Origin of the sequence: uncultured Shewanella sp., from assembly GCF_947491715.1 — a bacterium.
Classification (GTDB): Bacteria; Pseudomonadota; Gammaproteobacteria; order Enterobacterales; family Shewanellaceae; genus Shewanella.
In genome coordinates, this window is record NZ_CANLKR010000041.1 from 17,562 (window position 1) to 38,869 (window position 21,308).

Here is a 21,308-nt window from a genome sequence, read left to right on the forward strand (position 1 = left end):
TTAGTTCACCGAGGTGACTTTTTGTAGATGTGACACCAAGGTTGGTTCCCAATCCGTTAAACTGGTCTCCATCGCCTGCGTATGCAACTGATGATATTCAACTTTAGCCATGGCCGATAATTGGTGGCTATCCATTAATTCTGCGCTTATTAACCTCAAGTAAAACTGCTCTCTCGGCTCTTTAGTACTGCTCATTCCCTCATTTAACATAGCTAATGCCACTGACAAGCCACCTTGATCCGCAAGCTCTAAGGTTTCTTGACGTTTTTGCTCCCAGCTACTCATGACTTCACCGCCAGCCATGCTGGCACCGCTAGCACTGTCTAACCACTGGCGAGTCTCACTACTGACAAATGGCACCGCTCCTTTAAATGACATATCCATTAAACCTGGCACGCGATTTAAAAACGAATAGGTTTCTTCTCTAATGGCATTGGCCCACTCGGAATGCCCTAACGACTGGCAAATTTGCGCACTTAAATGATGACCATCAAACCAAAAAGGAGCCAGAGTTAAACTTTGCTCGACACGCCTAAGCAGCGCCATATCCGCACCTTTACTCAACAAGGTTTGGTATTCATTGACTCTATCTACCGCAACGGGCATCAAACGTGTCTCACCACTGGCGGTTCGCTCAGGCGGACTGATAATAGAAAACCACACGGCAAATCGTCTTAAACGCAAACTCAGCTCAATGCCTAATTCAAATTCACTCAAGAAATCAGCCACTTTTTGTAATGTTTGTTTTGTGGCCTTATCATTACTGGAGTCGATATTTAAGCTAGGTGGCGTTGGCGAACTGCCTTCAGTACTTGCCTGAGGTGTATTTTGAGTCGATGAACTGGCATGCAGCTCAGCTGTTTGAGCTGCTTGTTTAGGTTTAGACTCTCCGCTTAAACGCCGTTTTAATGCTGACTCTAAACGGCTTAACTCATCAAGAGGCAACTCAAACTGCTTAGCAATGGCCATTAAGGCGGCTAATGCTTCAGTAATAGATTGTTTTTCGTCTTGGTCACAAAACTCGGTATCTAAATTTTCCGCCGCTTTAACCAAACGCTGCATGATTTGCGTAAAGAAACGACGCCTTGGCAATACCCCGCGCGCACCCGGAGCAGGAAAACAGCTTTCCCAAAAACCTTGCATAAAACCATGTAAAATAAGCAAAGATAACGTAAAGCGCTCAATGCTGGCTTGATGCTGTAAGCATTGCAGCAAATACGCTATTAACTTCAAATCTTTTGACTTGGTTTCCAGTAAAGTCACAATCCCCGTTTCGACTTCACGCCATTGAATATCGCCGTGAGACAGTGATCCCACTTTGATCATTTGCGATTCAATAAAATCAAATAAGGGATCGTCAAATAAACGCTCGCCCACAGCATTATCGGCACTGATGGGCTGGGTAATTTTGGTTAAATATTCTTTAGACATTTTCGCTCCTCCAAGCCACTGTATTATTCAGCGCTAAAAGGTTCTCTCCATTAATAAGGACAAATCTTGGCCTCATACACGCTTTGAACATGATCATTCTCCCTTGACCTACCAGCTGCATTCACGGCGCAATGCCTTTAAGGATTGCTCCATTTGGTGAGTATCAAATTGCAGCCCATCAATCCATTTGTGCTCCGACCTCAAAACAAACTCTTTATCCAACAACATAGCCTTCATTGCAACAATCGCCTGTAAGCCTCGTCCTGTGCGTAAAATGTAGCCTGAATTGTCGACCATCCAATCTTGAGTCGACTCCCCTTGAGACGTATTAATGCTAATGGCCGCAGTGCGAATATTAATGGGATCGGCAAAAATCAGCTCAACACGGCTGATATTATCAATACAGCTGAGCATCATGATAGGCCTTGGGGGGATCGCGCCTATGGCCTGCGCCGTTGCCCAAATATTTGGGTCATCATCTGGCGTTGTGAAGGCATCACTCAGTAAAAAACCTCGCTGATGTTCCCGCTTAGCTTCGTTGTCAAATGCGCGCTTCCATTGCTTAGTATGAGGATCATCAATGACTTGGATCTGTGCTGACTCACTCATCGTGGGCGTGACAAATACCGTATCAAAACACAGCAGCCGCTCTAACTTGCTGGGCACTTGTCGACACTTAAGGGCATCTTCAAGTAAAGTGCCCTCAGCATGAACAAGACCTAGCGGACAAAACAACAAGGCCAGTAACATTCCTTTGATCTGTGCCATCATTAACTTATCTCCAATTTTATACATTTATGTGCCAAGGTTCGTTTAGGCAAACCTAAGCTAGTCGCCGCTCGGCCTCGATCGCCAGAAAATGACGTCAATCTCGCTTCGATCACCGCACGCTCAAATTGCAACACCGCCTCTTTAAGATCATCGATTTGGTCAAACTTATGTGTGATCTCATTCAATAAACTGGCTGGAAATGCGGCTTCTTCCTGTTGAGATGTCTTATCAAAGGGCGTTTCAGGTTCAATATCCAATGTCGGCAAGGCACTCAAATCAATTTCTTGGCCATCTAACGTCAAGGCACAAGCATATTCCACTATGTTTCTCAGCTCACGAACATTACCGGGATAATCATGTTTTATGAGTTTATCGATAGCCGAAAAGCGCACCCCTGGCACTTGCCTTTTTTGACTTCTATTAAAGCGATGAATAAAGTGTTCAACTAATTCAGGCACATCGCTCACTCTGTCTTTTAATGCTGGTATGCGAATGGGGAACTGACATAAACGATAAAACAAGTCTTGCCTAAATGCGCCAGTGCGGGATTTTTGCTTTAAATCCACATGGGAGGCGACAATCAACCTAAAATCAGATTGTGTTTCTTTCGCTGCACCTAAAGCTCTAAATTGACGGCTTTCCAATACCCTCAACAACTTAGTTTGTAACAAGAGTGGCATATCGCCGATTTCATCGAGAAACAAGCTGCCACCATCGGCTGCAGCAATTAAGCCTTTTTTGGCACTCTCTGCGCCAGAAAAGGCGCCTTTTTCATAACCAAATAACTCAGACTCCAATAGATTATCTGGAATAGCGGCGCAATTAATGGCAATAAAAGGGGCATGTTTTCGCTTAGAATAATCATGAACACCACGGGCAACCAACTCTTTACCTGTCCCCGTTTGTCCTTGGATCATCACCGCTAAATCAGATTGCCCGACACGCACAATTTCTTTACGCAAGGTTTGCATTAGTTCACTGCTACCGACCAAGTCATGACTCAGGGCTTCAGCTTGCTCTTTATCAAACTTTTCTTTGCGAATAGAGACGATGGAATCGGACAGTAAACTTTGCTGCCTATCTTGATGACGAATGGATTCAAGTAACTGCCAATGGCGAGTAAACACCGCCACAAAATTTTGCCAATCTGGACGCTCCACTAAATCCGCTGCCATAGCGGCTGGCAAAGCCAGCACGAGAATACCAACAACGGCACCTTTATCACTGTTCAATGGGTAAATAGCCAAATGCTGATCTTTTTTCATGTTCAGCGTTAATGCCATAAACCCACTGTGACCTTGCCAATACAGCAAGGTCTCATGATCCAGCACCATGGTTTTTTGCGATTGCAGCGCATGAGAAAAAGGATGTTCAAAATCATCCACTTCCCACTTGACGCCGCTGGCAATGGATTGAAAATAATCAGGCTCATTGGCCACCACAGTCAACTCACGTCCATCTACTGTCGGTAACAGTAAAAAAGGCAAGTCAGAAGGCAGTTCAACCCGTAGGCCATCCAAAAACTCATTGATGAGTGGCGCGACCTGACGACACGCCAATAATGCTGATGCTCGCTGTAACCATTGCTGGGATTGCACTAGATAACCTCACCCACAAATTCGCCGTCAGTGAAACCTAAATGAATTTGCTCCACCTCTTCTTTATTAGCGAGCTTGTTCAATAACGCCAGTGATACAGGCGGTAACATTTGGCCATCAATAATAGCCTCCAACATACGAGCACCATTTTCAGCGCGAGTCGAACGCCTGTAAATCTCATCCACTAAGCTAGGTGCTATGCTCACCTGCGCCTTATAACGTTCAACCAACAGGCTCTCTAATTTAGCAAGCTTATAACCGATAATGTCTTTCAATACCGTTTCACCTAAAGGTAAATAAGGCACAATTTCCATGCGCGCTAATAAGGCAGGTTTGAAAAATTCGACAAGTTCGGGGTAAAGCGCATCATCAATATTCTCAGGCGTCTCGGCGTTATCGACGATACTTTGATACCCTAAGTTAGAGGTTAAAAAGAAGATAATATTCTGGCAATCAATCAGTCTTCCTTCACCATCGGCAAGCTCACCTTTATCAAAGGCTTGATAAAAAAGATTCAACACGTCAGGGTGTGCTTTTTCCACTTCATCAAGCAGAACAATAGAATAAGGCATCTTACGTATGGCTTCGGTTAATACTCCCCCTTCACCAAAACCCACATAACCTGGCGGAGAACCAATTAAACGCGATACCGTGTGCTTCTCTTGATACTCAGACATGTTAATGGTGGTCAAAAATTGCTTACCGCCATAAAGCTGCTCCGCAATTTGCACCACAGTTTCAGTTTTCCCCACACCACTTGGGCCCACCAGCAAAAATGCCCCTTTAGGGCGACCCGCTCGGCGTAGATCGGCACGAGCCGTCAACATATTGCGATGAATACGCTCTATGGCCACATTCTGACCTTTTAGAGCTTCCCCTAAAATAGCGGGTAAATGGGTGATCTTATGCAGCTCGTCGGTGTTCATTTGCGACACTGGAACACCTGTCCAGTCAGCAATAACCGCCGCCACTTGCTCGGCATCAACCTCTGGATAAACCAGTTTTCCTTCTTGGGTGAGCTCTTCAATGGTCAGGTTCAGCGCTTGTACTTGAGCACGAATGTCATCAAAATTGTCACTGTTATCCTCATTCAACAATTGCTCACGTAGCGACAACATACTTGAGACTAATTCTTGTTGTTGCTTCCAATTAGCTTCTAATTGCTCATAGTCATGGGCTTGTTGCTCTGCACTGGCTTTAAGCTCGCTCAACCTAGCTTCATCAATGTCTTGACCTAAATGTTGCTGGCGCTCTAATAAGCTGATTTCTTTTTGATGCTGATAGCCTAAGCTTTCAAGTTCAGCCATGCCTTTTGGTGGCGAGCTTAAATTAATCGCAATCCGCGCACAGGCGGTATCTAATACATCAATAGCTTTATCGGGAAGTTGACGATTGGCCACATAACGCGCCGACAAACGAGCGGCAGCTTCTAATGCCGAGTCATTGATTAACACTTGATGGGATTTTTCATACACATGGTGTAGACCACGAAGAATATCCACCGCTTGATCCACACTGGGTTCATCCAATTTCACCAGTTGGAAACGACGCGTGAGAGCAGGATCTTTTTCAAAATACTTTTTATACTCTTTCCATGTCGTCGCACCAACAGTACACAACTCACCACGAGCCAACGCAGGTTTGAGTAAGTTGGCCGCATCACCGCCACCTTCTTGATTACCGGCTCCAATCAAAGTGTGTGCTTCATCGATAAATAAAATAATCGCTTTAGGTGAGGCTTTCACTTCATCAATTAACGCTTTCAAGCGTTTCTCAAATTCGCCTTTAACCGATGCGCCCGCTTGCAACAAGCCTAAATCCAGTGACAGCAAGCTAACGTCTTTTAATCTATCAGGTACTTTACCTTCAACGATACGTCTGGCTAAGCCCTCAACAACGGCGCTTTTCCCCACACCCGCATCACCCACCACAATCGGGTTGTTCTTACGGCGACGACATAAAATATCAATCATCAAGGCGATTTCATCATCGCGGCACAAAACAGGATCCAGCTCGCCTTGCTTGGCCAGCTCAGTAAAATCAGTTGTGAACTTAGCAAGAGCACTATCAGTATTGTTCACTAAAGCCGCTTTGTTGCCTTCGAGTGAAGGGCTGGCAGACTCCGCTGAGTTTTCTGTCAGCGCGACAAAGTGCTTACGCAAGTCTTCACGATTAATCCCCTCAAGCAAGGTAATTAAATTAAAGGGCAAATACCGCTCGGGTCGCATCACAGCAGCGGCAAAAATGGCGCCTGAGCGTAATGATAATTCTTGTAAGTCTGTGGTGGATAATAACCAAGCATCTTGCAGTAACTCCACCAGCAAAGGCGAAAACCCTGGGCGGGTATCTAAGTCTGCTTCTCGAGGCAGCGAATCCCCTAAGTATTGCTTCACTAACTCATGATCGATATTAGCTTGCTTTAACAGCACACGCATATCGCTTAACGGGTTATCCAGCAAGACAAACAACAAGTGCGCTATGGTCACTTCGCTGTTTTGACGACTAATGCATAAAGAAGCAGCTTGCTCTAATCCCAGCTTACTCTGTTGATTAAGCTTGCCGATCAGAGTCGATAATTCGATACGGATCATAAAATTTCCCTATTTTAAAATCTGAAATAATTGATTCAGTACACCAGATGATTTCTGATTTAATGACACTGAATAAAAAGTAAAAATCACGCTAAGCAAACAGAAGAAACCTGCAAAAATGGTCCACAAAGGCAATTGATGACCAATTTTATACTTAGTATTGACCACGTGTTCGGTGGCACTGGTCAGCTGCTCAGGCTCCTCATCGGTTAAACGGCGAATCGTCTCATAGAGCTCGGTATAAATTTTATCGAACTCTTCACGGCCATTCGCCATCACCTTATAGCGACCCTCAAAGCCCAAAGAGAAACATAAAAAGATAAATTCTAATAAATCTTTATATTTGTGTGGTTCACTCTCAAGTCTTTGTAAAATAGTGAATACTTTTTCACCACCCCAAGTCTCATTATGAAAACGAGTCAGTAAAGAATGTTCCGCCCACACACTTTGAGAGCCCCATTCGGTGCTCATAACCGCTTCATCAATAAAGCAACATAATAAATAACGATAAGCCAGCACTATGGCATGTTCATACCCTGCTGTTACCAGCTCAGTTTCAATGGCAATAATGTCTTCCAAAGTCTGCTGATAAAGCTCGGGCACCTCTTCATGAGCCGTGAGTTTTTTCACCCTTAGTGCCATACCCAGCAGCGGTGTGGCCGCATCAATCAGTAGATTAATACTCTCGCCACGCAACTTGAACCAATATTGCTGATCACCGTCGATTTGTTTAGCATGATCAAACAAGCTGCCGTCTAAACTGGTATCAACCTGTTGTTTTTGTGGTTTATCATCCATTGCCATTAGTTCCTCTTATCGCGACCAGATGAAACCCATATTGCAGATCATCATCGATATTATTTTGCTTGGCATGTTCAAAGAAATTCCCTTCTAAACTGGTATCGACTTGCTGTTTTTGTGGTTTATCATCGATATTATGTTTATCATCCATTGCCATTAGCTCCTGTTATCGCGACCAGATGAAACCCATATTGCTGATCGGTATCGATATTATGTTTGTCATCCCTCACCATTAGCTCCTCCATTAGCTCCTCCATTAGCTCCTTATGGCCCAAAATTGCAATTCAAGCTCTGAAAAATCACCCGCAACATGAAAAGCAAAACCCGATGAATTACTGAGCATGCGCCACTCAGGGCTTGCGCGGTCAAGCTGGAAGTAGGTAAAGCCTGCATGATAAGGTAACTGACGTGGGGCAACTGGCAGCGGTGTTAACGGTACGCCCGGTAATTGTAATGAAATCAGCTCGCGTATTTTCTCAACCGAGGCCACTTTGGTTTGTTGGATAAATAATTTGCGTAAGTCATCCAGCGGCATTTTGGCTTTCACCGCCAGAATAAACGTCGCCTCTTTGACTAAATCAGGATCTTGTACCGGCGCAATTTGCAAGCCGTACTTGCGTTGATGTAATTGCAGTGACACCGCTTTAGGCTCAAGCACAATACTGAGCGACTGACGAAGTAATGTCATGATAGGCGAGAAAGATTCAAGGGGCAGTTTATGGTTATAAGCCTTAAACTCCGGCGCCGTTCGACTCTCATCGGTAAAGGTAAATAGCTCGCCACAGATACTGACCAGGTTTTCATATAAACGCTCTGGGTGAATACGTTTTTGAGTGGCCATGTGCTGTAAAATAGGGTGCATGCGATTAAGTGATTGTAGCAACATAAAATCTGATACATCTGCCACTCCACCTTGACTTGGCATACCAATGCGCTGCGCAATGTTTTTGGCTCGCTCTTTCATCAACCCCGCCATTTCACCGATGAAACGATGCAATCTCGGCACACCCGTGACATTTAAATGACAAGGAATAAAACTGTCATCCAGCATGACACTGCCATCGGGACGCTTTTCTAAAATGCGAGCAATAGCCAATGAGGTATACGCACTACGATCGTCTTTTTCAAGCATCAAACGCATACGCAACGGGCTCACATCAATGGTGGTCAAATCCCCTTGCTCGGTATGCACATCACGCACTTCATAGCGTCGTGACTCATAACGACTGGCGTCCATTTTATCGGCATGAGAAATCTCTGTCACCGAATCCCCTTTAATGGGTAAAGCCAAATACACAATTTGGTTAGCTAAGGCACTGTCTGTCACTTCTAATGCATCAGGTAACACATCTTCTTGAGGCATATTAAACACAGTGCCATCGGGCATCACACCCACAGCATGTTCAATGGCAATACGGCCGAAACTTAAATATTCAGGATTTAAACTCAGCTGAGTAATACCGTATAAGTAGCCTGTTGATTGAGACGACTTTGTCTCAACAATGTACTCAAAATAACGTTGTTGCTGTTGAAAATGCTGAGGTTTAATGAATAAACCTTCATTCCAAATGACTCGGTTTCTCGATGACATAATTATTCTACTATTTCTAATTTGAGCTCATGCTCTGTAAAGAACATGAGTAAATGATATTCTCGGCCAATCGACTTTACCTTGACGACTTTTTTCCACTGCGCCACATTGGGGTCGCTATATTGCGCCATCACGCCAATATAGTGGGTGTCAGGTTTCAGCTTTAAAGGTTCAATAAACTTAAATTGATCCGGGAAAATAATGTAATCACTGTGCTTAAGGTAATTGGACCCTAAGGCGGTTTCATGATCTTCAACCAAAGCATCAAAATCTGCCGCCATAAACAATGAATCGTCTTCAAGTAAAAACACCTGATATACCACAGGCGTCGACTCGCCATTGGCATTAGGGTTAAGCACGTGATCCCCTACCATGCTATAAGTCACTTGGGTGGGTAGGTGTTTCGGCGCGCCCACTGGCGTATCAGGATCCCAGATCACCTGACCGGCTTTTTGTGTGGCTTCCCATGCCGAACTACATGCTCCCAACTGAATTAGCACGCTTAAAATGAGTCCTAAACGTACATAGCTCATTAGGCTAACCGCTGTAATTCACGTAATTTTTTATCGTAGGCTTGATCGAAAATTTCCCAGAACAGCTTTTCAAAACCTTGTTGGCGATTAGAGGTGAGCTCTTGATAATAACTTTCATACATATTCCACGCCCAATGCTCAGTTGATTGATTTTGAACATCACTCGCGCGGCGATATTTTTTAAAGCGTTTCATTAAGCCTTCAGGTGAAAAGGCTTCTAAAATATGTCCAAGGGATTCTGTAATGGCCGTTTGTACCGCTTCATTATGTAATTCAATGGTTTTTAAACTTTCCGCAATCGCGGCTTGAGAGGATAAATGCACCGCGCAAGACTGATTATCAAACAAGGTTTTCATGGTATCTTCGTACCCTAAACCGAGTCTCAATGGATTATCTTCTATTGGCTGTAAGTTCTTATTGATATGCGCATAACGGCTATTATTAACACTTTGATGTAATGACAGTAGGCCTTTAATCGTGGCTTGCAAGGATCTCCCCATGTCCATTGCCACCGCTTGCATTTGATTGGAGTCATTTTTATTGCCCACTTGCACTCCAAGGCCTCTAAAAAGTGGCCCCACGGCTAAGTGATTCATGCCCGTACCTAGCTCATCATTCCAATTGCTCCCAGCATCACTGCTCAGCTCAGACTCAAGTAAATCGAGTGTTTTCTCATCCATAATAAATTTATCCATACTGGTTTTTTGTTTAAGCGCTATTGCTGAATCGGTATCAAACTCTGAATCCGCTTGAACAATAAAATCTTGACCTTTCCACTGCTGATCTTTACCTAATAAATAATCATCTTCAGGTGTCTCAGCTTTAGCGACTGGAAGATCATCGTTTAGTAAATCTAACGTCTCTATCTTGCTGGTTTGAAGCGCATCTAAGGCTTCTAATGGATCATCTTTTATCACAGCAGCGGGGGCAGCAACGATAGGTTCAAACAATTCATCACTTAATAAATCCACATCATTTTCGGTTTGAGGAAATAAGTCTTCTAATGCTTGGCTGCCTTGATGCTGTTTTCCCGCAGCATGCGCAAAATTAACGCGAACATGATACTGACCCAAAATAAGGGTATCGTTATCTTTGAGTTTGACCTTTTTTTCAAAGCCTATGGGTAAGGTTGCCCCATTGATATAAACGGGACCCGCCAGCTCCATTAAACAAAATTCGCCATCCACTTTAAGCAACTGACAGTGCTGAGGCTTAATATTGTATTCACTGTCATTAAGCACCCAATCGGCACTTGCAGCGGAACCAATTACGCCGCCCGCTTCGTCAAATTTATGTGTTGTCGCCAATCCAGATTCCAATAACTGGGTATTCACAACTTGAAATGTAATTGATTTATGCAATGACTTGCTCCTTATCTATTGCCTGATCTGGATCAGCACTTTCTTTTTTTGCTGGGTTTTACTTAAAAAAGATGACCAACCCAATTGCCCACCTTTCTCATCACCAAGGGTTAACATCGGCGTCGCTTCTTTCGCTAAGGTCAATTCTAAGTCGTAAGCCATTTGCTCTCTTAGCACCACTTCCATCACCTTACACAAGGGTTTAAATTCTTTACCTGAAGGTAAAAAATCTTGAAAAGTTTCAAAGGAAAGATTGTCAATACAAATCACAAATTTCCCCATGACATCCGTCACTTTCTCACCAATCACCGTGTCTTCACCTAAACTGGCATTCGCTCTGCCAAGTAAAAATTGCTGTGTCTTGGGGACACGGACTTTTCTTTTTTCCCATTCGCGAATAGACACATGCTTTAAATCGAAACAGTGAGCAATAATGCCCGATACGGTTTGTGGTGAACGACTTCGCCCAGCCAACATGCCCGCGTAAGCCAACATTTTGCACCAGTTTATGGATGTTTCACCGCGTAAATCTTCGTTTGACAACCCCACAAGTGAAAACACTTGCTTGGAAAAGGTATCACTCGCATTATCTTGAAATCGAACGTAATAACGATATTTTCGCCAGCTTTTATAAAATAAGGAAATAAGCCTATGATTGAAAAAATCCAAGAAATTACGCTTCATGCCCTCATCTTCAGGATCGGCAATTTGATCGAGAAGATAATTGGGTAAAGGCGACTGCGCCCCATTTAATCCTAAAAAAGTGGTATCTAACTGTAAGCGATTATCAAGCCGTCTCGTTAAATTTGAGACATCACTACTGGCAAAACCTAAACTGGGATCGGCAGTAAAAAATAATTGGCCCTGATTTTCCCAGTCACGACTGTCCGCATCGTTACCTTCGAGACGATGTATCAGCTCCACCAATTGAAAAAAGTTATACGAGCGAACTTTTTCAGGCATCCTTGCCTGCCATTCGGGTGGCACTAAATTAACGGCTGCTGCCCGATCTGTATATTCCATGTATATTTTTCCTGATTATCGGCATTCACCACCACTAATTCATGAAACGAATTAATACTGGCATACAAAGAAAAGAACCGGCTAAGCACCGACCCAAATAAAAACAGATCCCCTTCACTACCAAATGCAGACTCTTTAAGCGTCACTTCAGACTGTAATCCTCTAACGGGTAAGCCTTTTACGATACGCTCCGTTGGGCCTGAAGTGATATTTAAAATGCCCGCTAAGCGTTGTTTGGCGACCATTTCTGCCTGCCTGTCCACCAGCGCTTTAAAATCATAAGCACGAATAACAGAGCTCAAGGCATCTTTTGATAAGAGTGAGAGGTAATTCAATGATAAATTAGAAATTAATGTCCATAACAAGCCCCCATCAAGCGGTGGACGCAGTGACGCTGAAGGTTCTGTAATATTTTTAAAGGTCACAAAACTGGGGGTTTTATCTGTGGCAATGCAAATATCCCCTTTGCCCAACTCTCTGGGTAACTGCCTGTTGGTACAAGTTAAACGCAATGACACCGCTTCAGTCATATTCACCATATGGGTCTCATCACTGCGCACAAAAGACATCAAATGCTCAAAACCATCATGACGAATACTGCTGCGCACTTTAATACGATAATATAAAGCTAAACGATGACGGGTACGTTCAATTTCATGTTGAAAGCTTTCAAAAGGGGTGTAAACGCGATTTTGTCCACGAATTCTGCCCGCATCAGAATCAATCCAACCTTGCACATGATCAACACTAAAGATTTCATAATGTCCGCCTTTACGACTCGACGGAATAATGGGGTATTCGGTTCGACGGCCATTGAGTTCAATGGGATCTGCATCATGCTCAAATAAATTAATCGCAGGCACGCAATAAAGCTGCATGCTCCCTTGATTAATGCGTACATCGGAAGGCAAGGTTTTTGAAAATTTAAAGCGTAATGTAAAATCACCCGACACATAGGCGGGGATCACCTTATCAATGTTGGTGACATCAACAAAATGAAAGGCCTCAGGAAAGGTAAAATACTCCTGTAAAATACGGTAGCCTTCATAAACGTTTTTAGGATAAGGCAAAATGGCATCATTGGAATCAAACCCCACCGCTTTTAATGAATTGCGCATCAGAGTATAAGCTTGACCATCGGCTATCAGTTCAATACTTTGAAGACAGTTATTCAACCACAAATACAGAGTCTTAGCACTATAATCATCGTTACCTAAATAAAAACGAAGATCATTTAATCCAATCTGTTGCAAACTGGTTTTAGCTGAGGAATGCAACGCCAAATCAATAGTTGAAGACTCACGTGAGTGAGATGAAATAATGTCATCAACCGTAAAAGGATAAATGTCCACATCACGACAGGTTCTAAATTGGCAAATGGTATCGGCAACTGGGTGACTCTTCATTTCACAGCCACTTAAGATCAGCTGTTTCTCATCCATCCCTTCATTCGGGGAGAAAGCCACTATGGTCGTACTGGGCACTGGGCGCAAATAATTCGGCCACAGCATATTGATCATTGAATGGGTCAGCTCTGGAAAGTCATCATCAATTTTTTCACGTAGGCGCCCAGTTAAAAAAGCAAAGCCTTCCAATAACCTTTCAACATCAGGATCGGTACTCTTGCCGTGTAAATAACGGGCCAATTGAGGATGCATATCCGAAAATTCTTTACCTTGCTCTTTTAAAAAAGCAAGCTCATCCCTGAAATATTTATTTTGTGACACGACTAAATCACTCTATATTTTCGGTTATTATCCAGAAAAAGCTCAATTTGAATTTTTTCATCCATGTTTGCTACGACCAAGGTGCCAAGAATATTAAAAGTGAGATTCATTGGATTGTTTTCATCATTAAAAACAGATACTTCAACATTCTTTATACGAGGTTCAAACTGTTCAATACACTGTTTAATTGACAAGCGGATCTGTAACCCTAAGTCAAAGCTGCTCAAAGAAGTATCATTAAAATCGAGTAATCCATACTCTGGGCAGCTTTGTGATTCGCCTATACGTGCATTCAATACTCGAGTAATGCTACGTTTAATAGAATCCATGGTCTCATCCACTGAAGAATGATCCACCGATACTCTCGGCGCATCAGGGATTAAGCGCTCAAAGAAACTCCTGCCTCCTAATCTTTTTTCTTCAGTGTCAAACACCTGTTATTACTCCTGATCCAACTTACCAACCAGTGATAATTCGAAGTTAGCACCCATATATTTGAAATGAGGTCTAACCGATAAACTCACTTGATACCAACCTGGATCGCCTTCAACATTTGAGACCGAAATGTTAGCGGCGCGTAAAGGCTTACGGCTACGAACTTCTGCAGGCGGATTTTCTTGGTCGGCTACATATTGCTTAATCCAACCATTCAACTCTCTTTCAAGATCTTGACGCTCTTTCCATGCACCAATCTGCTCACGTTGTAGCACTTTAATGTAGTGGGCTAAACGGTTAATGATCATCATGTAAGGGATCTGCGTGCCTAACTTATAGTTAGTTTCCGCTTCTTTACCTTCTTTGGTCGCAGGGAAGACTTTTGGCTTTTGAATCGAATTCGCTGAGAAAAACGCTGCGTTATCACTGCCTTTACGCATAGTTAGGCTGATGAAACCTTCTTCGGCTAATTCATATTCTTTACGGTCGGTGATCAAGACTTCTGTTGGAATTTTTGACTGCAATGCGCCCATGGTCTCAAACACGTGCACAGGTAGATCGTCCACTGCGCCACCACTTTGAGGACCAATGATGTTCGGGCACCAACGATAACTGGCAAAACTTTCTGTTAAACGTGTCGCTAACGCAAAGGCCGTATTTCCCCACAAATAATCTTCATGGCTTTCACTCACATTTTCACGGTAGTTAAAGCTATTGATTGGGTTATCAATGGGGTCGTAAGGTACACGTAATAAGAAACGAGGTGCCGTTAACCCTAAGTATCTTGCATCTTCAGATTCACGTAATCCGCGCCATTTCGTATATTTAGGTCCTTCAAACGTGGCTTTTAGATCTTTTAAATTAGGTAATTCTTCAAACGACTGAATGCCAAAGAAATCAGGTGCCACTGACGACAAGAAAGGCGCATGAGCCATTGCGCCCACAGCGGACACGTATTGCAACAACTTCATGTCTTGAGAAGATGGCGTAAACGCATAGCTGCCAACGATTGCCCCGATTGGTTCGCCACCAAATTGTCCATAACCCGATGAGTAAACATGTTTATACAATCCTGATTGCGTCGTCTCAGGCGCAAATTCAAAATCATCTAATAACTCATCTTTAGTGACATGTAATAAATCGATTTTAATATTTTCACGAAAATCAGTACGATCAACGAGAAGTTTTAAGCCTCTCCACGCAGATTCAATCTGCTGTACATCTTCATGATGTAATACTTCATCCATTTGTGCACTGATCTTCTGGTCTAACTCAACCAGCATTTTGTCAACCAATGCCTTATTAACAGGCTCAGATGTTTTATCCGATCCTAGAATATTTGAAATAAATGCCGCCACCCCTTTCTTGGCAACATCATAACCTTCATCAACAGGATCCATACGCGTATGCGCCATGATCTCATCGAGTAGATTACCGCCTTCTAAAGCGGCATTGTCAGTTGTTTGAACTTGACCTTCCATGTGGTGATATCCCTCTAATAAATTTTATATGTCAACATTAGCTAAATCCAACAGTCACCTTTTAAAGTGAGTGACTCATTTAGTCTTGAGCGTCTTGAAGTTCGCGTAGTAATTGCTCACGTGATGCTTCTTCAGAAAATAACTCTTGCAAGCGAACACGGAAGGAAGGAATGTTACCCAGCGGACCTTTTAGTGCCACAAGAGCTTCACGAAGCTCAACCAGTTTTTTGATTTCTGGTACTTGTCTTGCCACTTCATCTGGTGTGAAGTCTTTCAACGAATTAAACGATAATTCAAAAGGCAGCTCACTGCCTTCTTCTTCCACTAACTTATTGGCTACACTACCTGAAACAGATAATTTGCTCTCTTTCATCACAGAAGAAAAATTCGTTTTATTGACTGAAACGGCTTCTCTATCTTCAAGCTGAGTGGATTCAGCATGCCCTTTAAAATCGCCTACAACTAATAGTTTTAACGGAAGTTCCATTTCCGCTTGCGCGTCCCCAGTTGCAGGAACATATTTAATATTAATGCGCTCTTTAGGCGCGACGGTTCCATCTTTAGCCATTACAATCTCCATATCATAGATAGTATCGAAAAATTATTTTTGGGCGCGGCTGTCAACAGAAAACATTGTATTACGTAATGATACAAATATTTCATTCAGTACTCATCTAGATAGTAAACACTCTTAAATAGCGTTTACTAATAAAAGATAAAGGTTAATTATTGCCTAGCTTAAACCCGCTTATTAAGGAGGTATCTTACTTCAATGATTTTAAAAATCAACAGACCCAATACTGACTAAGCTATAGAACATGAAAGAATAAAAATAGAGATAAGCACAACACCAAACAAGCTTTATAAAGCAAAAAAACATGGCATATTCAGAACACAACACACTATAAGTAGACCACATTTATAGCGGTATAAATTAATAATCATAAAAATCAGCACTTTAAAATAAAGCCTTCAAAACACACAAGTAAGGTTTGCTATCCATTAGCCTAGTACAAGAACAATGATGTAAGCACCGGAGAGTTCGATAAATAATAAACAAGGCAACACACTAGACAAAGGTATTAAAATCCATCTTAATATAAAAATAAAAAAGCACCTAAACTAAATGAAAGTTAAAAATAAACCTTGCAAAAACGTACAATTAGAAAAACTGAAATATTTATTAAAATAAATTCTGTACTCTTTAATTTAACATAATAAATAAAATCACGATGATTAATTGCCATAAAACCAAATGAGAATGAACAATAAAAAAACAATGACAAGGCTTAAGTTAATGGGTTAGCATATAAAGGAAGCTCTGCTTTATTCCTCTATTTAAACTGAACACCCTCTAAAATAACTTCATTAGTTTATTAAATTAGCTATTATTGATGAAAACAAATAGACCATGATTACAATTAAAGTCAGAGATCTCTTACAAGAAACAGCAAAGATCTCTATTTTATACCCATGGCTATTATTGGCTTAACCGCTATCGTTAACGACCGAGTCTATCCTCGCCAATCAAAGATTGCATCATTTGGAAAATCTGCCACATTATTTTCATCAACAAGCCGTTGATAAAGGCAAAAAGAGATGATTATCAACAGCAGCAAACAAACTATCAATTATTCAAAAACATAATATGTATAATCACCTATATTTATACCCGTGATACTCATAAAACCAACACATAAGGAGAGACCAATGACGCTCGATTTATCAATGTGGATTTTCTTCCCGCTCACGCTCGCCATCATTGCGATTTTATTGCAAGAATCCAAAGCCGCATTCGCTTTACTAGCCCTTTTCTTTATTGGCGCCTTATTTGAACAGAAACTCAGGATATTAGGGCTAGTGAGTATTCTGATCGGATTATCTTTAGCCTACAAAACCCCATCATTTAGGCCATTTTGGCGCTATGTGAGTTTAGCCATCATCAGTATTTGGGCACTAGCACTATTTTTCCACTTTGTGCCTGGCTTTAACAACCTACAAGTCTTAAATAAAGTAACGGCAAGCAAAGACAGTATGCCTTTTTCCATATACCTCAACATTGATAAACCTATGTTAATATTTACCTTGATATTGGCTTACCCTCCTCTTCTTGGTAAAATTAAGGCCGTTACACTAAAGCCAATAATATTCACTTTAATACCTCTATTTGCCTTATTGCCCATCGCAAGCCTTTTGGGCGCACTCAAACCTGAATTGTCTCTTCCAGGTTGGTGGTGGCTATTTGCATTTAATAACCTCATCTTAGTGTGTGTTGCCGAAGAAGCGCTATTTCGCGGCTTCTTCCAGCAAGTGATCAGTGCAAAATGCGGATGGATAATAGGACTTCTGATCGCCAGTATTCTTTTTGGACTCGCCCATTTTGCGGGTGGAGCATTATTAATGATATTTGCCACGCTGGCTGGTATTGGATATGGCCTTATTTTTCATTTTACTGGTCGACTATGGGCCGCTATTCTCTGTCACTTTGCATTTAACTTTGCACACTTAGCCTTTTTTACTTACCCGATGTTGGCAAGGTAAAATAGATAACCATTGAGGCTCCAAAGCTTTAATGGTCATCTTTATTTAAAGAAGAAAATGTCCTTATCGAATATATTCATTTAAATATTTATGCCCTAAAAATAGATTAACAAACGCTTACATAATACTTGCCATCAAAGGGGGGGATTATCATTACTCGCTCTCAAGTGATGTTATAATTGTTAGATTCATTTCTCTCCTAACATTATTGATGATGGTAATAAATACGAGTAATAGTCATTACTTCACAACGAATGATGGCGTATATTTACATTACCTCGAAAAAGGAAAGGGTCAGCCTCTAGTCTTATTACCCTCATGGAATATTTCTTGTCAGATATTTAAATATCAATTGGAATCTCTTAGTCATCAATATCGAGTATTAGCGCTCGATATGAGAGGACATGGTCTCTCTGAAAAAGTTTCCCATGGGTACACTACATGTCGCTTTGCTTATGATCTTCATGATTTCATAGAACACTTGCACTTAACAAAAGTCATATTACTCGGCCATACCTTTGGTGCTGGCGTTATTTGCTCTTATTTAGAGCTTTTTAATTCAAGTTCAATAGATAAGCTCATACTTATTGACAGAACAGCCGTACCAATAATTAACTCAAATTGGAACCAAGAGGACATCAAGAATTATGGTCCCACCGCTGATGATAAAGCTATTTACAAACTATGCGGCTTAATTTCTCAGACTGAAAATGACTATTATATGGAAGTATTTTTTCACACTTTAGTCAATAACCTCACGAATAATGATAAAAAACAATTAATCCTCGAAAACAGTAATACCCTACCTAAGAAAGCTGCGGCATCTTTGCTCCATGATACTTTCTACCAAGACTGGCGTAATGTGTTTCCTGCCATAGATAGACCAACATTGGTGGTTGGTGGCCAAGCGAGTTTAATATCAGCATCCTCACAACTCTGGACCAGCAAACAAATCCCCAATGCTAAATTAATTATATTTGAAGAAAGTGAAGGAGGTAAACATTACCCTTTTATAGAAAACCCAAAAAAATTTAACCAAATTGTTGACCAATTCATAAGAGGAGCTTGATGTAAATAAAAGCCATAAGTATTGAATCAATTCAGTCAACAATGTAAGAGGTCACCTGTAATGATCCTACATTATTGACAACTCTGACTAAGCCCAAAACATCTATAGCACAAGGAATAGAAAACGTTGCCCAGTAACTTAATGCGAAGCAATAATCAGTGTTAATCAAAAACACAATAACCTATATTTTAAATTAATTATTTTTATTTCATGTCCAAATAGAATTTTTGTTATAATGTGGTGTTTAATAATAACTAATTGAATATATTATGGCTATTAATGCTTCTTACAGCCATTATTTTACCACTAATGATGGCGCCAAATTACACTACTTGGACAAAGGTAAAGGTCCATCTTTACTCATGCTGCCCACATGGAATATCAGCTGTCAGGTATTTAAATATCAACTTGAAGCATTAAGCAATCAATATCGTATTTTAGCACTCGATATGCGGGGGCATGGATTATCTGAAAAAGTCAATTATGGCTATAAAGTGCATAGATTTGCCAAAGACCTTCATGAACTTATTAAACATTTACAACTGCGCGAACTGAATCTTCTCGGCCATAACTTTGGCGCAACGGTTATTTGCAGTTATTTAGAGCTCTTCGGTTCCTCCCTTATCAGTAAGCTCATTTTTATCGATAGGGCCGCTGTCCCCATGATAAATCCACTCTGGAGCCAAACAGAAATTCAACATTATGGGCCAACATCAGATCCCAAATCCCTTGAAAAACTCTGCCATCAAATTACAACCAATCAAGGCGACCATTTTATGAACATTTTTTTTAATACTATGGTCAATCCCCTAGCCAAAAATGAACATAAACAATTAGTCCTCAAAAGCAGTGACACTCTGCCTAAAAAATCGGCTGCGGCCTTACTTCATGATGCATTCTATCAAGACTGGCGTAGCCTTTTTCCAAAAATAACATTGCCGACTTTAGTCATTGGTGGACGCGCTAGCTTAATCTCAGCCTCTTCCCAAATTTGGACCAGTGAACAAATCCCCAATGCCAAACTCATCATCTTTGAAGAACATGAAGGCGGTAAACACTTCCCCTTTATTGAAAACCCCAAAAAATTCAATCAGGTTATAAATAATTTTATACAATCATAAAAACCTTACAAAAGGGTACCTTGCTCCCTCACTATATCCACTAATGAACAGATAATTATTCACTTTACAGCAAACTCTCACCCACAAAATTAGCATTAAACCTTCACCTGAAAGCCTCTTGAAAACCATCAACAAACTAAACAATAATTAATTTACATCAATCAATTAACAATGGTACATTTTAATTAATATCGAGAAGATATTTCACAAAACGCCCGTTAAGCTAATATTAATAATGAATGATGATTTAATCAAGAAGGATAAAAATGCAAACCAAACTCTATCAATATGGGCAACAAGTGATGGCTATCTTAATTATCATTTCAGTCATACTGCATTGGGAAATATTGGCAGGCGTTAGTATGACATCATTAAGTGCGGCCTATAATCTCGTCGCTATTCCATGGTTTATCCTCTCTGTTTGTACCGCATGGGCTTTATGGCTTAAACACATTTGGGGGTTCTGGCTGCTTTATTTCTCACTGATTTATAGCACTGTTGCCTTATCCATTCCCATTATCCCTTTTATTACAAACCTATTCCCATTAACCGCTAGACCTTGGATAATGATTAGCCTCAATATTACTGTATTACTCATCAATATTTGGCTTCATATGAAGCACAAAACCATCAAAAACAGTCTACACGGAGGAAACAATCAATAATCAAGCCCAATAATAAAAACAATACAAAAAGTTAAAACTGCACATAAAACTATATTTGGAGTCTCCATTGATTAAGTATTTGTTTGTCTTATTATCATTAATCTCTTTTTCAGCAATCTCAACAGAAAGTGAAGCACTCAATGTCGATCAAGTCTCTGTACCCGCCTCAGATTTATCCTTTCCAAACGACAGAAACACTCAACCCACTCGGAGTAATTTCTTTATTAAAAACTATGTCCTGATGAGTAATGACCTCGGCGAGCGCTGGGCGGTGGTCACAATAGAAAATAACAGTGCCGGTCGACGTACCTTATCAGAGAAGCATATTTTAGCGTTACTTGCTGATGGAAAACGCATTTTTCCACATGATTTTTCTCATTCTTTTAAAGCACATGAGACCTTATCCATCACCATCGCCTTTGGTCAAAATAAATTCCCGATATTATCGGTTTACACACAATATTGACCTATGCAGCAAAGAAATGGGACTTTCCGCCTACATAGTCGCGCTACAAACCCATTCCATACCCACTGAACTACTAAGTTTTAGATACAGAGATAGGGATTTA

General features: G+C 41.2%; 19 protein-coding genes. 5 read left to right on the plus strand and 14 right to left on the minus strand.

What is annotated here, in order from left to right; translation table 11 throughout:
• The 14 genes from tssA to tssB all read right to left on the minus strand — a co-directional run bounded on the left by tssA (nucleotide 1) and on the right by tssB (nucleotide 15,911).
• Nucleotides 1–1,431, minus strand: a complete 1,431-nt coding sequence (gene tssA / locus Q0779_RS20065) for a type VI secretion system protein TssA (RefSeq protein WP_298775419.1) — start codon at nucleotides 1,429–1,431, stop codon at nucleotides 1–3.
• Between the two features lie 108 nt (nucleotides 1,432–1,539).
• Nucleotides 1,540–2,226, minus strand: coding sequence for a type VI secretion system-associated protein VasI (gene vasI, locus Q0779_RS20070; RefSeq protein WP_298775421.1), 687 nt, complete (start codon nucleotides 2,224–2,226; stop codon nucleotides 1,540–1,542).
• A complete protein-coding gene (locus tag Q0779_RS20075; RefSeq protein ID WP_298775422.1) occupies nucleotides 2,202–3,800 on the minus strand; it encodes a sigma-54-dependent Fis family transcriptional regulator in 1,599 nt (532 codons plus the stop codon). Before Q0779_RS20075 ends, vasI begins: the two co-directional genes overlap by 25 nt.
• The gene (gene tssH, locus Q0779_RS20080) at nucleotides 3,800–6,391 is read right to left on the minus strand and encodes a type VI secretion system ATPase TssH (protein WP_298775423.1); all 2,592 of its coding nucleotides are present in this window, start codon (nucleotides 6,389–6,391) and stop codon (nucleotides 3,800–3,802) included. The genes Q0779_RS20075 and tssH overlap by 1 nt, the downstream gene beginning before the upstream one ends.
• A 9-nt stretch (nucleotides 6,392–6,400) precedes the next feature.
• Nucleotides 6,401–7,189, minus strand: a complete 789-nt coding sequence (icmH, locus tag Q0779_RS20085) for a type IVB secretion system protein IcmH/DotU (protein ID WP_298775425.1) — start codon at nucleotides 7,187–7,189, stop codon at nucleotides 6,401–6,403.
• Complete coding sequence (locus Q0779_RS20090) at nucleotides 7,182–7,343, minus strand: hypothetical protein (RefSeq protein ID WP_298775426.1); 162 nt, start codon at nucleotides 7,341–7,343, stop codon at nucleotides 7,182–7,184. The genes icmH and Q0779_RS20090 overlap by 8 nt, the downstream gene beginning before the upstream one ends.
• A 105-nt stretch (nucleotides 7,344–7,448) precedes the next feature.
• Nucleotides 7,449–8,783 carry a type VI secretion system baseplate subunit TssK gene (gene tssK / locus Q0779_RS20095; RefSeq protein ID WP_298775427.1) on the minus strand — a complete coding sequence of 445 codons (1,335 nt, stop codon included), beginning with the start codon at nucleotides 8,781–8,783 and terminating at the stop codon, nucleotides 7,449–7,451.
• A gap of 2 nt (nucleotides 8,784–8,785) precedes the next feature.
• Nucleotides 8,786–9,316 (minus strand): type VI secretion system lipoprotein TssJ, encoded by a 531-nt coding sequence (gene tssJ / locus Q0779_RS20100; protein WP_298775430.1) that lies wholly within the window; start codon nucleotides 9,314–9,316, stop codon nucleotides 8,786–8,788.
• Nucleotides 9,316–10,677, minus strand: a complete 1,362-nt coding sequence (gene tagH / locus Q0779_RS20105) for a type VI secretion system-associated FHA domain protein TagH (RefSeq protein ID WP_298775432.1) — start codon at nucleotides 10,675–10,677, stop codon at nucleotides 9,316–9,318. Before tagH ends, tssJ begins: the two co-directional genes overlap by 1 nt.
• Nucleotides 10,678–10,692: 15 nt before the next feature.
• Entirely contained in the window at nucleotides 10,693–11,700 is a 1,008-nt protein-coding gene (tssG, locus tag Q0779_RS20110; protein ID WP_298775433.1) for a type VI secretion system baseplate subunit TssG, read from the minus strand.
• Nucleotides 11,664–13,427, minus strand: a complete 1,764-nt coding sequence (tssF, locus tag Q0779_RS20115; RefSeq protein WP_298775434.1) for a type VI secretion system baseplate subunit TssF — start codon at nucleotides 13,425–13,427, stop codon at nucleotides 11,664–11,666. The genes tssG and tssF overlap by 37 nt, the downstream gene beginning before the upstream one ends.
• 2 nt (nucleotides 13,428–13,429) lie before the next feature.
• Nucleotides 13,430–13,861 carry a type VI secretion system baseplate subunit TssE gene (gene tssE / locus Q0779_RS20120; RefSeq protein WP_298775435.1) on the minus strand — a complete coding sequence of 144 codons (432 nt, stop codon included), beginning with the start codon at nucleotides 13,859–13,861 and terminating at the stop codon, nucleotides 13,430–13,432.
• A 6-nt stretch (nucleotides 13,862–13,867) separates the two neighbouring features.
• Nucleotides 13,868–15,343 (minus strand): type VI secretion system contractile sheath large subunit, encoded by a 1,476-nt coding sequence (gene tssC / locus Q0779_RS20125; protein ID WP_298775437.1) that lies wholly within the window; start codon nucleotides 15,341–15,343, stop codon nucleotides 13,868–13,870.
• Nucleotides 15,344–15,422: 79 nt separating this feature from the next.
• Nucleotides 15,423–15,911, minus strand: coding sequence for a type VI secretion system contractile sheath small subunit (gene tssB / locus Q0779_RS20130; RefSeq protein WP_298775439.1), 489 nt, complete (start codon nucleotides 15,909–15,911; stop codon nucleotides 15,423–15,425).
• Nucleotides 15,912–17,053: 1,142 nt separating this feature from the next.
• On the opposite strand from tssB, the gene Q0779_RS20135 reads away from it, so the two are divergent.
• From Q0779_RS20135 to Q0779_RS20155, 5 genes are all read left to right on the plus strand, one after another.
• Nucleotides 17,054–17,884 carry a type II CAAX endopeptidase family protein gene (locus tag Q0779_RS20135; protein WP_298775441.1) on the plus strand — a complete coding sequence of 277 codons (831 nt, stop codon included), beginning with the start codon at nucleotides 17,054–17,056 and terminating at the stop codon, nucleotides 17,882–17,884.
• 214 nt (nucleotides 17,885–18,098) lie between these two features.
• A complete protein-coding gene (locus tag Q0779_RS20140; protein WP_298775455.1) occupies nucleotides 18,099–18,953 on the plus strand; it encodes an alpha/beta hydrolase in 855 nt (284 codons plus the stop codon).
• A gap of 269 nt (nucleotides 18,954–19,222) precedes the next feature.
• Nucleotides 19,223–20,074, plus strand: coding sequence for an alpha/beta hydrolase (locus Q0779_RS20145; protein ID WP_298775443.1), 852 nt, complete (start codon nucleotides 19,223–19,225; stop codon nucleotides 20,072–20,074).
• Between the two features lie 266 nt (nucleotides 20,075–20,340).
• Nucleotides 20,341–20,739 carry a hypothetical protein gene (locus tag Q0779_RS20150; RefSeq protein ID WP_298775445.1) on the plus strand — a complete coding sequence of 133 codons (399 nt, stop codon included), beginning with the start codon at nucleotides 20,341–20,343 and terminating at the stop codon, nucleotides 20,737–20,739.
• A 67-nt stretch (nucleotides 20,740–20,806) separates the two neighbouring features.
• Entirely contained in the window at nucleotides 20,807–21,205 is a 399-nt protein-coding gene (locus tag Q0779_RS20155; RefSeq protein WP_298775446.1) for a hypothetical protein, read from the plus strand.
• The last annotated feature ends 103 nt before the right edge of the window (nucleotides 21,206–21,308 follow it).

What these genes read in the sequence shown, in the direction of transcription:
- tssA (WP_298775419.1), bottom strand. Translation starts at nt 1,431, where the DNA reads ATGTCTAAAGAATATTTAACCAAAATTACCCAGCCCATCAGTGCCGAT.
- vasI (WP_298775421.1), bottom strand. Translation starts at nt 2,226, where the DNA reads ATGTATAAAATTGGAGATAAGTTAATGATGGCACAGATCAAAGGAATG.
- tssH (WP_298775423.1), bottom strand. Translation starts at nt 6,391, where the DNA reads ATGATCCGTATCGAATTATCGACTCTGATCGGCAAGCTTAATCAACAG.
- icmH (WP_298775425.1), bottom strand. Translation starts at nt 7,189, where the DNA reads ATGGATGATAAACCACAAAAACAACAGGTTGATACCAGTTTAGACGGC.
- Q0779_RS20090 (WP_298775426.1), bottom strand. Translation starts at nt 7,343, where the DNA reads ATGGATGATAAACATAATATCGATGATAAACCACAAAAACAGCAAGTC.
- tssK (WP_298775427.1), bottom strand. Translation starts at nt 8,783, where the DNA reads ATGTCATCGAGAAACCGAGTCATTTGGAATGAAGGTTTATTCATTAAA.
- tssJ (WP_298775430.1), bottom strand. Translation starts at nt 9,316, where the DNA reads ATGAGCTATGTACGTTTAGGACTCATTTTAAGCGTGCTAATTCAGTTG.
- tssG (WP_298775433.1), bottom strand. Translation starts at nt 11,700, where the DNA reads ATGGAATATACAGATCGGGCAGCAGCCGTTAATTTAGTGCCACCCGAA.
- tssC (WP_298775437.1), bottom strand. Translation starts at nt 15,343, where the DNA reads ATGGAAGGTCAAGTTCAAACAACTGACAATGCCGCTTTAGAAGGCGGT.
- tssB (WP_298775439.1), bottom strand. Translation starts at nt 15,911, where the DNA reads ATGGCTAAAGATGGAACCGTCGCGCCTAAAGAGCGCATTAATATTAAA.
- Q0779_RS20135 (WP_298775441.1), top strand. Translation starts at nt 17,054, where the DNA reads ATGACGCTCGATTTATCAATGTGGATTTTCTTCCCGCTCACGCTCGCC.
- Q0779_RS20140 (WP_298775455.1), top strand. Translation starts at nt 18,099, where the DNA reads ATGGTAATAAATACGAGTAATAGTCATTACTTCACAACGAATGATGGC.
- Q0779_RS20145 (WP_298775443.1), top strand. Translation starts at nt 19,223, where the DNA reads ATGGCTATTAATGCTTCTTACAGCCATTATTTTACCACTAATGATGGC.
- Q0779_RS20150 (WP_298775445.1), top strand. Translation starts at nt 20,341, where the DNA reads ATGCAAACCAAACTCTATCAATATGGGCAACAAGTGATGGCTATCTTA.